The organism is Nonomuraea sp. NPDC003214 (genome assembly GCF_053590035.1).
On record NZ_JBSFSX010000005.1, the window covers coordinates 240382 to 253372 of the forward strand.

Annotated in this window: 10 protein-coding genes; 6 read left to right on the forward strand and 4 right to left on the reverse strand. The window is 71.8% G+C overall.

Features of this window, described 5'->3' with window-relative positions; translation table 11 throughout:
* Positions 1-4: 4 nt before the first annotated feature.
* Together ACWDXC_RS16925 and ACWDXC_RS16930 are read left to right on the forward strand one after the other, a co-directional pair.
* Positions 5-667, forward strand: coding sequence for a response regulator transcription factor (locus tag ACWDXC_RS16925; protein ID WP_449982511.1), 663 nt, complete (start codon positions 5-7; stop codon positions 665-667).
* Complete coding sequence (locus tag ACWDXC_RS16930; protein WP_449982514.1) at positions 664-2058, forward strand: sensor histidine kinase; 1395 nt, start codon at positions 664-666, stop codon at positions 2056-2058. Before ACWDXC_RS16925 ends, ACWDXC_RS16930 begins: the two co-directional genes overlap by 4 nt.
* Here ACWDXC_RS16930 and ACWDXC_RS16935 read toward each other — a convergent pair.
* Positions 2051-2467, reverse strand: coding sequence for a hypothetical protein (locus tag ACWDXC_RS16935; protein ID WP_357585070.1), 417 nt, complete (start codon positions 2465-2467; stop codon positions 2051-2053). The genes ACWDXC_RS16930 and ACWDXC_RS16935 overlap by 8 nt on opposite strands.
* 311 nt (positions 2468-2778) lie before the next feature.
* Here ACWDXC_RS16935 and ppdK point away from each other — a divergent pair, with 311 nt between their 5' ends.
* Positions 2779-5427, forward strand: coding sequence for a pyruvate, phosphate dikinase (gene ppdK / locus ACWDXC_RS16940; protein ID WP_449982517.1), 2649 nt, complete (start codon positions 2779-2781; stop codon positions 5425-5427).
* 7 nt (positions 5428-5434) lie between these two features.
* On the opposite strand, the gene ACWDXC_RS16945 is transcribed toward ppdK, so the two are convergent.
* Positions 5435-6940 carry a M48 family metalloprotease gene (locus ACWDXC_RS16945; protein ID WP_449982520.1) on the reverse strand — a complete coding sequence of 502 codons (1506 nt, stop codon included), beginning with the start codon at positions 6938-6940 and terminating at the stop codon, positions 5435-5437.
* An 82-nt stretch (positions 6941-7022) separates the two neighbouring features.
* Here ACWDXC_RS16945 and ACWDXC_RS16950 point away from each other — a divergent pair, with 82 nt between their 5' ends.
* A complete protein-coding gene (locus tag ACWDXC_RS16950) occupies positions 7023-8243 on the forward strand; it encodes a deoxyguanosinetriphosphate triphosphohydrolase (protein WP_219509546.1) in 1221 nt (406 codons plus the stop codon).
* A 6-nt stretch (positions 8244-8249) separates the two neighbouring features.
* On the opposite strand, the gene ACWDXC_RS16955 is transcribed toward ACWDXC_RS16950, so the two are convergent.
* Complete coding sequence (locus ACWDXC_RS16955) at positions 8250-9128, reverse strand: M23 family metallopeptidase (protein ID WP_449982524.1); 879 nt, start codon at positions 9126-9128, stop codon at positions 8250-8252.
* Positions 9129-9329: 201 nt separating this feature from the next.
* Between ACWDXC_RS16955 and dnaG the strand changes: the two genes are divergently transcribed.
* Both dnaG and rpoD read left to right on the forward strand, forming a co-directional pair.
* Positions 9330-11171, forward strand: coding sequence for a DNA primase (gene dnaG / locus ACWDXC_RS16960; RefSeq protein ID WP_449982527.1), 1842 nt, complete (start codon positions 9330-9332; stop codon positions 11169-11171).
* 297 nt (positions 11172-11468) lie between these two features.
* Positions 11469-12572, forward strand: a complete 1104-nt coding sequence (gene rpoD / locus ACWDXC_RS16965) for an RNA polymerase sigma factor RpoD (protein WP_364175026.1) — start codon at positions 11469-11471, stop codon at positions 12570-12572.
* Between the two features lie 51 nt (positions 12573-12623).
* Here the strand turns inward: rpoD and ACWDXC_RS16970 are convergent, their stop codons facing one another.
* Positions 12624-12938 carry a hypothetical protein gene (locus ACWDXC_RS16970; RefSeq protein ID WP_219509550.1) on the reverse strand — a complete coding sequence of 105 codons (315 nt, stop codon included), beginning with the start codon at positions 12936-12938 and terminating at the stop codon, positions 12624-12626.
* Between the last annotated feature and the right edge of the window lie 53 nt (positions 12939-12991).

Consider the following 12991-nt stretch of genomic DNA (forward strand, 5'->3'; position numbering starts at 1 on the left):
AGGCATGCGATTGCTGGTGGTCGAGGACGAGGAGGACCTGGTCGACGCGCTGCGCGTGGGCCTGGTCCGGGCCGGATACGCCGTGGACGTCGCCTTCGACGCCCCGGCGGCGCAGGAGAAGCTCCAGGTGAACGGCTACGACCTGGTGCTGCTCGACCTCAACCTGCCCGGCGGCGACGGCTTCCAGCTGTGCCGGGCGGCGCGGGCGGCGGGCAACGACGTGCGCATCATCATGGTCACCGCCCGCGACCGGCTGGACGACCGCGTGCGCGGGCTCGACGAGGGCGCCGACGACTACCTGGTCAAGCCGTTCGCCTTCCCCGAACTGCTGGCCAGGGTCCGGGCGCTGCTCCGCAGGGACACCGGCGGCACCTCCGTCCTCGAAGTCGGGCTGCTGCGGATCGACACGGCGAGGATGGAGGTGTCGCTGGGCGGCCGGGCGCTGGCGCTCACCCCCAAGGAGTACGGGGTGCTGCACTACCTGATGACGCGGCCCGGCCACGTCGTCTCCAGCGAGGAACTGCTCGAACACGTCTGGGACGAGCACGCCGACCCGTTCACCAACACCGTACGGGTGACCGTCGGCAACCTGCGCCGCAAGCTCCAGTCGGACGGGCTCATCGAGACGGTGATCAGCCGGGGGTACCGGCTCAGGGAGCCCACATGATCCACACCATCCGGTTCCGGCTCACCGTGCTCTACTCCGGGCTGCTGTTCCTGCTGGCGGCGCTGGTGCTCGGCGGCATCTACCTCGCCGTCTCGCGCACGACCGAGCAGCGGGGGTACGCGACCGAGGTCGCCAAGGCGTTCCGCGACGGCGAGTACATCGGCAAGCGGGAAGTGGTCCTCATGGAGGAGGTGGAGAACGCGATCAACGTGCGGACGATGGACACGCTGCGCGACTACTCCCTCTACACGCTCGGCGCGCTGTTCCTGGCCAGTCTCGGCATCGGCTGGATGCTGTCGGGGCGGGTGCTGCGGCCGGTCCGGTCCATCACCCGGACGACCGAGGAGATCCAGGCGACCGACCTGACCCGGCGGATCACGCTCGGCGGCCCGAACGACGAGCTGAAGGACCTCGCCGACACCATCGACACCATGCTCGACCGGCTGGAGGAGGCGTTCCGGGCGCAGCGGCAGCTCATCGACGACGCCTCCCACGAGCTGCGCAGCCCGTTGACGATCATCCGGGCGAACGTGGACGCCGTCCTGCTGTCGCCGGAGGCCAGCGACGAGGAGCGGGCCCGCGCGGTCGCCGTCGTGGACCGGGCGACGACCCGGATGACGCGGCTGGTGGAGGACCTGCTGGCCAGCGCCAGGCGGCAGGGTACCGCCTTCGCCGACACCGACCTGGACCTGGCGCGGGTGGCGGGGGAGGCGTGCGAGGAGTACGCGGCGCTGGCCTCGGCCCGCTCGCTCACCATCACCCGCGAGCTGACGCCGGGGCTGGAGATGACCGGCGACCAGGACGCGCTGCGGCGCGCGGTGGCCAACCTGCTGTCCAACGCGGTGCGCCTCTCCCCGCCGGGCGGCCGGGTCCGCGTCGCCGCCGGCCGCTGGGGCGCCCCGTGGACGGCCGCCGAAACCCTTTCCACCTCCGCTGGGACTCCGGCCCCGGCGCGGCTGCGGGCCGCCGCCCGCCGCACGCCGGGTCCGGACCCGGCGGCTCACGACTCCGCGGGCGGTCCGCCGGTGGCCCGGGGACGGGAGGCCGGCTCCGGGAGGGAGTGGCAGGGGAGGGAGCGGCGGGGCGCCGGGAGGGAGCGGAGAGGCTCCGGGGCGGACGGCGGGTGGCTGTGGGTGGCGGTGCGCGACGACGGGCCCGGGCTGGAGGCGGCCGATCAGGCCCGGGTGTTCGACCGGTTCTGGCGCGGCGAGGCGAGCCGCAGGGACCGCCACACCGGCCTGGGCCTGGCGATCGTCCGGCAGATCGTGGAGTCGCACGGCGGCAGGGTGGCGGTGTTCTCGCAGGTGGGCCGGGGGTCGACGTTCGTGCTGTGGCTGCCGGCGCGGGACGGCGCGCCGGGCCCGGCGCCGGAGGCGGATCCGCTCATTTGAGCACCCGCCCGACCAGCTCGCCCTTGCGCGGCACGGCGATGCAGTAGGCGGTGCGGTGGCGCGGCCACTCGTGCTCCAGCGGGAGCACGGCGGTGGCCTCCACGAGGTGCCGCTTGTCCGGGAGGACCCGCATCTTGTCGGCGCACCAGGCCCTGGACTTGCGCATCGCCTCGGTCTCGCCCGGCCACGGGCCTTCGGGGAGCACGTACATGGAGGAGAACTCGGCGGCGTGCGGCAGCCCGCACGGCACGAGCGTCGCCGTCAGGTCGCCGTAGATCTCGGCGATGCAGTCGCCGGGACGCAGCACGGTCATGTGGAAGAGCTCCCCGGACTGGGGGGTCGTGGCTGCGCAGGCGACCGCTCCCGCCAGGCAGACGGCGGCCGTCAGTCGGCGTGTCGTGGAAAGCACGGGGCCGAGGATCCCAGCCGCCGGTCACCGTGGGATCGCGGGGACGGGGCTGAACAGTCACGCTGCTCCAGTCAGGCCGGGTTGTAAAGGGCGTGGTTCCGCGCCCCCGATTCCGCCCGGGCACGCGGAAACCTCTTCGGAATTGGTTTGAACCATTGGTATAAACCAATTGTCGAAGCTTGCCGAATATTGAGTGGATTAAACCTCTGTTTCGGTGTTGACCAGGCAAAACAGTGGTTTATCCTAAGGGTGCAGTTTCATCATCTATTTCGCCGGTAGAGTCCCGGGCAGAAGCGTTGATTGGAGCTGTGGTGGCCAAGTACGTTTACGACTTCACCGAGGGCAACAGGAATCTCAAAGATCTCCTCGGCGGCAAGGGAGCCAACCTCGCCGAGATGACCAACCTGGGGCTGCCCGTCCCTCCGGGGTTCACGATCACCTCGGAGGCGTGCCGCCACTACCTCGCCGAGGGCGCCCTGCCCGACGGCCTGGAGGACGAGGTCGCCGCGCACCTGAGCGCGCTGGAGGCCGGTATGGGCCGCAAGCTCGGCCAGGCCGACGACCCGCTGCTGGTCAGCGTCCGCTCCGGGGCCAAGTTCTCGATGCCCGGCATGATGGAGACGGTGCTCAACATCGGGCTCAACGACGAGTCCGTGCACGGCCTGGCCAAGCAGTCGGGCGGCAACGAGCGCTTCGCCTGGGACTCCTACCGGCGGCTCATCCAGATGTTCGGCAAGACCGTGCTCGGCATCGACGGCGAGCTGTTCGAGGACGCCCTCGACGCGCTCAAGGGCGACCGCCAGGACACCGACCTGAACGCGGGCGAGCTCCAGGGCCTGGTGGAGACGTACAAGGGCATCGTGCGCGAGCGGACCGGCCGCGACTTCCCGGCCGACCCGCGCGAGCAGATGCGGCTGGCCGTCATGGCCGTCTTCGACTCCTGGAACGCGCCGCGCGCCATCCTCTACCGCCGCCAGGAGCGCATCCCGGCCGACCTCGGCACCGCCGTCAACATCGTGGCGATGGTGTTCGGCAACTGCGGCGACGACTCCGGCACGGGCGTCGCGTTCACCCGCGACCCGGGCACCGGCAGGCAGGGTATCTACGGCGACTACCTGCAGAACGCCCAGGGCGAGGACGTGGTCGCCGGCATCCGCAACACGATCCCGCTCCAGGACCTCGAACGCCTCGACAAGCGCTCGTACGACGAGCTGCTGGCGATCATGGAGAAGCTGGAGAACCACTACCGGGACCTGTGCGACATCGAGTTCACGATCGAGCGCGGCAAGCTGTGGATGCTGCAGACCCGGGTCGGCAAGCGCACCGCCGCCGCCGCGTTCTGCATCGCCACCCAGCTCGTCGACCAGGGCCTCATCACGATGGACGAGGCCGTCACGCGCGTCACCGGCGACCAGCTCGCCCAGCTCATGTTCCCGCGCTTCGACGGCGGCGCCGAGAAGAAGAAGATCGCCAAAGGCATGAACGCCTCGCCGGGCGCGGCCGTCGGCCAGGCCGTCTTCTCCTCCGCACGCGCCGTCGAGCTGGCCGCCCGGGGCGAGGACGTCATCCTGGTCCGCCGCGAGACCAACCCCGACGACCTGTCCGGCATGATCGCCGCCCGCGGCGTCCTGACCAGCCGCGGCGGCAAGACCTCCCACGCCGCCGTGGTGGCCCGCGGCATGGGCAAGACCTGCGTGTGCGGCGCGGAGGAGCTGGAGGTGTCCGTGGACGAGCGCCGCTTCACCGCCCCCGGCGGCGTCGTGGTGTCCGAGGGCGACGTGATCTCCATCGACGGCACCAGCGGCGAGGTCTACCTGGGCGAGGTGCCCGTCGTCGACTCGGCCGTGGTGGAGTACTTCGAGGGCTCGGCGGGCAGCGGGGACCGGTCCGACGACGACCTCGTCCGCGCCGTCGACCGGATCATGCGGCACGCCGACTCCGTGCGCCGCCTCGGCGTGCGGGCCAACGCCGACACCCCGGACGACTCGGCCCGCGCCCGCCGCTTCGGCGCCGAGGGCGTCGGGCTGTGCCGCACCGAGCACATGTTCCTGGGCGAGCGCAGGCAGCTCGTGGAGGACCTGGTGCTGGCCTCCGGCGACGAGGAGCGCAAGGCCGCGCTCGACGCGCTGGAGCCGCTCCAGAAGGCCGACTTCGCGGAGATCTTCCGGGCGATGGACGGCCTGCCGGTGACGATCCGGCTCATCGACCCGCCGCTGCACGAGTTCCTGCCCGACATGGTGGCGCTGTCGGTCAAGGACGCCACGGGCCAGGCCACGGACAAGGACCGCGCCCTGCTGGCCGCCGTCAAGAGGCTGCACGAGCAGAACCCGATGCTCGGCCTGCGCGGCGTACGGCTCGGCCTGGTCATCCCCGGGCTGTTCGCCATGCAGGTCCGGGCGATCGCCCAGGCGGCCCGCGAGGTGCCGGGGGCCAGGCCGGAGATCATGATCCCGCTGGTCGCCGCCGTACAGGAGCTGGAGGCCGTCCGTGAGGAGGCCGCCGCGATCCTCGCGGAGGCGGGCGTGGAGGCCCTGATCGGCACCATGGTCGAGACCCCGAGGGCCGCGCTCACCGCCGGGCAGGTGGCCGAGGCCGCCGAGTTCTTCTCCTTCGGCACCAACGACCTCACCCAGATGGCCTGGGGGTTCTCTCGCGACGACGTGGAGGCCGCGTTCTTCTCCCGCTACCTGGAGCTGGGCATCTTCGGCGTGTCGCCGTTCGAGACGCTCGACCGCGACGGCGTCGGCAGGCTGGTGGCGCTGGCGGTGCAGGAGGGGCGGGCGGCCCGGCCCGGGCTCAAGGTCGGCATCTGCGGCGAGCACGGGGGAGACCCGGACTCGGTGCACTTCTGCCACGACACCGGGCTCGACTACGTCTCCTGCTCGCCGTTCCGCATCCCGGTGGCCCGCCTGGAGGCGGGCCGCGCGGCGCTGAGCGGCAGCGACTCCGACTCGCGCTAGCGGGCTCTCATACCGCTGCCACGGGCGCCGGCTGCTCGGCGCCCGGCGGCACGTAGTCGTGGGGGACGCCCTGGTCGCCCAGCCAGGCGCGCAGCCCGGCGACGGCGGCCGGGCTGGCGGCGACCTGGGCCGCGTACTCGGCCAGCGCCGCCTCCTCGCCGTCGTCGTAGAGCAGCCGGGCGGGGCCCGCCCACGACAGCGACCAGCGGGCCTGGCCGTGCTGGATGAGCACCGCCTCCAGGGCCAGCCGCAGCACGGTGGCCAGCACCGGCCCCTCGGACTCCCAGCCGGAGGCGCGCAGCCGCTCCTCCAGCTCGGCCTGGCGGCCCCGGGCGATCGCCTCGAACGCCGCGTCCAGGTAGGGCCGGTTCGCGCCCATGACCTGCCCGCCGGCCGTCGCCAGGTCGTGCAGCGCGCCCGCGTTGCGGACCGCGTACATGCCCTCGGCGACGAGCTCGTCCCACGACGCCGGCCGCAGCTCCGCCAGCGCCTTCGGCGTCCACATCGACTCCTCGACGGCGTGCGCGGCCACGTTGGCGTCGCGCAGCAGCGTCAGCGCCGAACGCGGGTCCGGCACGTGCTCGGGCTCCGGCAGCAGCTCGATCGCCGCCAGCCGCTCGGCCAGGCTCGGATGGGAGTCGTACGGGGACGTCTCCTGAGGCTGCTCGCCCAGCCGCGCCAGCTCGGCCTGCCTGGCCGGATCGTTCAGCAGCGAGTAGAAGCCGCCGAACACCGCCGCGGGCCGGCACCCGCCCGCCCCCGTCAGCGCCAGGTAGCCCTCGGTGTAGAGGTCCCACGCGATCGCCGTGTGGTGGATCTTGCGCAGCGCCTGCGCCATCGCCTGCCGGCCGCCGATCGCGACCGCGTGCTGGTCGGCCTCCAGCTCCTGCCGGCGCGAGACCGCCTGGGAGATGCGCAGGTAGAGCTTGGCGTAGGCGGCGAACACCTTCTGGATGATCGGATGGCGGCCCAGGTGCCCCACGGTCGCGATGAGCGAGACGCGCCCCCGGTAGACCGGCGCGCCCAGCCGGGTGTGGGAGCCGCTGTAGTGGCCCAGCTCGTGCCCGAGCACCGCGCGCATCTCGTCGACCGTCAGCGTCTGCAGCAGCGGTAGCCCGACGTACATGCGCCGCCGCGTCGCCACCAGGCCGAGGAAGCGGGTGTCCTCCGCCACGGCCGCGTTCACCTCCGGCACCAGGCGGATCTCGTCGGGCGGCGCGGTGCGCACCCGCCGCGCCAGGTCCTCGACCGTCTGCCACAGCACCGGCTCGTGCTCGCGCGACACCGCCACGCCCGGCTCCTCACCGCCCGGCCGCCGGCTCACCATGACCAGCGCCTGCACGAGCGCGGCGGCGGCGAGCGTCAGCACGATCGCCGCGCGCAGCCCGTTGGCGTGGAAGTCGACGACGAGCAGCACGTCGAACACCAGCGCCGCCGTCACGACCGAGCCCACCAGCACGTAGAAGCCGGCGAGCAGGGTGAAGGCCAGCACGGCCCGGAACGCAGTCGTCATGAGGGGAGGGCTCCCGGGGAAGGGGGTTCTCGCGAGGCTTGACACTAGCGGAGTCCGGAATCTGGATAAAATCACTGCACTTATGGCCGCCTACGACACCCACGATCAGGCCCGATGGGTCCCGGAGCCGCCCGGCAACCCCGAGCGCAGCCCGTTCGAGCGCGACCGCGCCCGCATCCTGCACAGCTCCGCGCTCCGCAGGCTGGCCGCCAAGACCCAGGTCGTCGGGCCGGGCGAGACGCTCGGCGTCGGCCAGCACGTCCCGCGCACCCGGCTGACCCACTCGCTGGAGTGCGGCCAGGTCGGCAGGGAGATGGGCGCCACCCTCGGCGTCGACCCCGACCTGGTCGAGACCGCCTGCCTCGCGCACGACCTGGGCCACCCGCCGTTCGGCCACAACGGCGAGGTCGCGCTCAACGCCCTGGCCGAGGGCTGCGGCGGGTTCGAGGGCAACGCGCAGAGCCTGCGCCTGCTCACCCGCCTGGAGCCCAAGGTGATCGCCGCCGACGGCACCAGCGCCGGGCTCAACCTGACCAGGGCCGCCCTCGACGCCTCCGTCAAATACCCGTGGACCCGCGACCGGTCGGCCAAGTTCGGCGTCTACGACGACGACCTGCCCGTCTTCCGCTGGATCAGGGAAGGCGCCCCCGAGGGCCGCGTCAGCTTCGAGGCCCAGATCATGGACTGGGCCGACGACGTCGCCTACTCGGTGCACGACCTGGAGGACGCCCTGCACTCCGGCCACGTCACGCCCGAGGCGCTCCGCTCGCCCGCCGAGCGCAGGCAGGTGTGCGAGATCACCCGCACCTGGTACGCGCCCGGCGCCGACCTGGGCGAGCTGGAGGAGGTCTTCGCCGCCCTGGTGGCCGAGCCGCTGTGGCCGCGCCGCTTCGCGGCCACGTTCGCCGACCTGGCCGGGCTCAAGGCCCTCACCAGCGGCCTCATCGGCCGCTTCTGCCGCGCCGCGCAGAGCGCCACCATCGGCGCGTACGGGCCCCGCCACCGGGCCGACCTGCTCGTGCCGGAGACCACCCGGCTGGAGTGCGCCCTGCTCAAGGGCATCACCGCCCACTACGTGATGACCACCGACGACCACCACGCCACCCAGGCCAGGCAGCGCGACCTGATCACCGAGCTGGCCTCGCTGATCACGCTCGGCGCCCCCGGCACGCTGGAGCCCGCCTTCCGGCCCGCCTTCCTGGCGGCGCCCGACGACAAGGCCCGCGTCAGGGTCGTCATCGACCAGATCGCCTCGCTCACCGACACCTCCGCCGTCGGCTGGCACCGGCGGCTCAGCCGCTGACCCGCGTCACTGCATCGTGGCCGGGTTGCCCGTCGGGTTGAGCGTGAACGGGTCGTCGTCCGGCTTGGGCGACTTCGTGGTCTTCGGCGCCTTCTTCGACGTGCACAGGACCGTGCAGCGCGGCGACTCGCCCAGCCTGGCGCGCATCGCCAGCGTCTCCTGCCGGGGCGACAGCGTGCGGTTGCCCGACAGCCAGGCGTCCAGGTAGTCCCACGGCTCGACCATGCCCCGGCGCACCCACCACAGCGACGGCCCGGTCTTCCAGGAGATCGCGAAGTAGAGGTTCGGCCCGGTGGTGCGGGCGTTGCCCGAGTTGCCCACCGTGCCCAGCACCTGGCCGCCGGAGACGCGGACGCCCGGCCTGATCCCGTCGGCGACGCTGTCGAGATGGCCGCCCAGGTAGCGGACGCCGTCGTCGCCGATGATCGTGACGAAGCGGCCCTCCCGGTGCGCGCCCGCGTCGGTGGACGGCAGCCAGCGGTTGCGCGTGTTGACCTCGTCCACGACGCCGCCGACCGGCGCCACGAACGCGCACCCCTCGGCCGCCCAGATCGTCGTCTTGGGCAGCACCAGGAGCCTGCGCTGGTAGCTCACCCGGCAGCCCCTGACCGGGAACGTGTAGGTGTACTTCGACAGCTTGGGCGGCGGCACCCGTACCGGGTCGTCGCCCTCGGGGGCGCGCACCGACGCCTGCCGCTCGGGCGTCGGCGGCGGGATCGTCGTGGTCACGGCCGCCGAGCCGCCCGTGCCCGGCGAGCTCGGCGCGCCGGACGTGCCGGGTGAGGCCGGCGTCCGCGCGCTGACCCCGGCGACGCCGGTCGCCGGGCTGCACGCGGCGACCGCGAGCAGGGCAGCCGTCGCCGCCACCCACCGTGTGCTCCGCATGATCTCCACCCGCGTCACCGTATCCGACCCCAGCCTTTACCTTTGTAGCCGACGGGGGGCGTTCCCATAACAGCTTTTCCGCTATCGGATGCTGTCCCGTGTGACCGATGCTGTCCCCTCCCGGAGGAGGAGGGTGTGAACGCCCGCTGTGGGGTCGCCCGTCGGTGAGAGTCTGTCGGGGGAGCCGAATAGACTCACCGCGTGGCTGGCCGGATCCGTGATGTCGACATCGCGCTCGTACGCGAGCGCTCCCCCATCGCCGACGTGATCGGCGAGCACATCCAGTTGCGCAACGCCGGCGGGGGCAATCTCAAGGGCCTGTGCCCCTTCCACGACGAGAAGAGCCCGTCGTTCAACGTCACCCCCGAGCGCGGCATGTTCTTCTGCTTCGGCTGCTCCGAGGGCGGCGACGTGATCACGTTCGTCGAGAAGATCGAGCACCTGTCGTTCGGCGAGGCCGTCGAGCGGCTGGCGCAGCGCGCCGGCATCCAGTTGCAGTACGAGCAGGGCGGCTACGTGCCGCGGCGCGACCACGGGGAGCGGGCGCGGCTGATCGAGGCGCACAAGGTCGCCGCCGAGTTCTACGCCGACAAGCTGTTCGGCCCCGACGCGGCCGCGGGGCGGCGGTTCCTGTCCGAGCGGGGCTTCGAGCGGGCCGACGCCGAGCTGTTCGGCGTGGGCTACGCGCCCAACGAGTGGGAGGCGCTGGCCCGCCACCTGATGGCGCGCGGCTTCAGCGCCGACGAGATCGTCAAGGGCGGCCTGGCCAAGCAGGGCAGGCGCGGCCCGATCGACCGGTTCCGGGGGCGGCTGATCTGGCCGATCCGCGACGCCACCGGCGACGTGATCGGGTTCGGCGCGCGCAAGCTGATCGACGCCGACGACGGCCCCAAATACCTCAACACCCCCGATTCGCCGCTCTACAAGAAGAGCCAGGTGCTCTACGGTCTCGACCTGGCCAAGCGCGAGATCTCCAAGCGCGCCCAGGCGGTCATCGTCGAGGGCTACACCGACGTGATGGCCTGCCACCTGGCCGGGGTGCCGACGGCGGTGGCGACCTGCGGCACCTCGTTCGGCGAGGAGCACATCAAGATCCTGCGCCGGTTCCTGCTCGACCAGGCCGAGTTCCGCGGCGAGGTGGTGTTCACCTTCGACGGCGACGCGGCGGGCCAGAAGGCGGCGCTGCGCGCGTTCGCCGACGACCAGAAGTTCGTCACCCAGACGTACGTGGCGGTCCAGTCCGACGGGCTCGACCCGTGCGACCTGCGGATCAAGCAGGGCGACGCGGCGGTGCGCGACCTGATCGCCGGGCGCGAGCCGCTGTTCCAGTTCGCCATCCGCAGCACGATCTCCCGCTACGACCTGCGCAGCAACGAGGGCAAGATCGCGGCGCTCGACGCGGCGGCGCCCATCGTGGCCGGGATCAAGGACGCCGGGCTGCGCAAGCGCTACGCGATCGACCTCGACCGGTGGCTCGGCTTCATGGACGAGCGGTTCGTCATCCAGCGCATCGCCGAAGCCGCCCAGACGCAGCAGGGCCGCCCCCAGCGCGCCCCCAGGCCCGCGCCCGTCGACCCGCACGTGCGGGTGGAGGCCGAGCTGCTCAAGCTGGCGGTGCAGCGGCCCGCGCTGCTGGGGCCGCGTTTCGACGCGCTCGACCAGCAGGCGTTCACCGCCCCCGACCACCTGGCGCTGCACCAGGTCATCGTGGCGGCGGGCGGGCTGGCCGCGGCCGGGCCGGGCGGGCGCGCCTGGGTCGACCGGCTGGTGGAGCACGCCCACGCCGAGGGCGCCCGCGCGCTGGTCACCCGGTTCGCGGTGGAGGCGATCCAGGCCGACTCCCACGCCGAGGAGCGCTACGCCGCCGCCATGCTGGCCGCCATCGAGGCCACCGCGGTCGACCGCGCCATCGCCCAGGTGAAGTCGCGCATCCAGCGGCTCAATCCGGTCGACGAGCAGCAGGAGTACAACCGGCTGTTCGGCGAGCTGGTCGCCTTGGAGCAGCAGCGCCGCGTCCTGCGTGATCGCGCCGCCGGAAGTTGAAAGATCCTTTTACCACGATAAATCCGGGTGGTTGAGTGGGAATCGCCCGGAGGCGTCCGGGCAGGCAGACCACGGTGCCCGGCCTGGGGGGACACCGGGCACGCAATCCGTAACGCGTAATTGACTTTACTTTCCTGATCAAACTCCGGCTAAACATTGAAGGGATCTCAATTCCGTAAGGGTGACGGCCTTACCTTCAGTGCCAAAAATGGGTCTGCCATTTTATGGAACCAATACTGCAGACTGTCTCCCGTGGGTGCATCGGTGCTGTCAAGTGGACCGCCATCCGTAGACCAGGTGGCGGACCTCGTCGCGAAGGGAAGGGAGCGCGGAAGCGTAACCGTCGATGACGTCGCAGCCGCGCTCGACCGATCCGAGCTCCCGTCCGACGCGCTGGAACGCGTCGTGCGGATGCTCGCCGAGAACGGTGTGGAGGTCCTCGAGCCCCAGGGCGACGAGGAGACCACCCGCGCCGATGAGGAAGACGTAGGCAAGCGCGCGCCGACCAGCGATCTGGTCCGCATCTACCTGCGGGAGATCGGCCGCGTGCCCCTGCTGACGGCCGAAGAGGAGGTGGAGCTCGCCAAGTCGATCGAAGCCGGCCTGTTCGCCGAGGACAAGCTCGGCAACGGGGTCTCGCGTCTGGCCTTCCCGGAATTCAGGGAGCTCGTCTGGCAGGGCACCCGGGCCAAGCAGCGCCTCATCGAGGCGAACCTGCGGCTCGTGGTGTCGATAGCGAAAAGGTATGTCGGGCGCGGCATGCTCTTCCTGGACCTCATCCAGGAGGGCAATCTCGGCCTGATCCGCGCCGTGGAGAAGTTCGACTACACCAAGGGCTACAAGTTCTCCACCTACGCCACCTGGTGGATCCGCCAGGCGATCACCCGGGCGATCGCCGACCAGGCGCGGACCATCCGCATTCCCGTGCACATGGTGGAGACCATCAACAAGCTCGTCAGGGTGCAGCGCCAGCTCCACCAGGACCTCGGCCGCGAGCCGGTGCCCGAGGAGATCGCCGCGGAGATGGACCTGCCGGTCGACCGGGTCGTGGAGATCCAGCGGATCGCCCAGGAGCCGGTGTCGCTGCAGTCTCCCATCGGTGAGGAGGACTCCGACCTCGGCGACTTCATCGAGGACGCCGACGCGGTGGTGCCGATGGAGGCCGCGGCCTTCATCATGCTGCAGGACCAGCTCGACGACATCCTGGCGACGCTGTCCGACCGCGAGCAGCGCATCATCCAGCTCCGCTTCGGCCTGGCCGACGGGCATCCCCGCACGCTGGAGGAGGTGGGCAGGGAGTTCGGCGTCACGCGGGAGCGCATCCGGCAGATCGAGTCGAAGACCCTCGCCAAGCTCCGCCACCCGACCAGGGCGCAGATGCTGCGCGACTACCTCGACTGACAGGTGAGGCCGCTCGGGCCGGCGCCCCGCGGGGCGCCGGCCCGAGGCATGTCAGCAGCTGTTGGCGCCGTCGAAGGTCCGGATGCCGCGCGGCACCTGGGACGAGATCGTCTGGCCGGGGTCGACGGTGTAGCAGGAGCCGTCGGTGCCACGCGCCCAGACGATCTTCAGGCGCAGCCGCCTGTCGCAGTCGTTGCGCGCGTAGCCGGTCTTGGTGACGCGGCCGGTGGTCTCCCAGACGGCCACGCACTCGGGCGCGTTGCCCGCGGGCGCGGCCAGGGCCGGCGCGGCCGCGAGGACGGCCGGGGCCAGGGAGCCGCAGACGAGCGCGGCGGCGGTGAGGGAGGTTCGGGTGAACAGGTGCATGAAGCGGTGTTCCTTTCCGGGGACGACTCTCCGCTACAGATTGCCCACTCGCG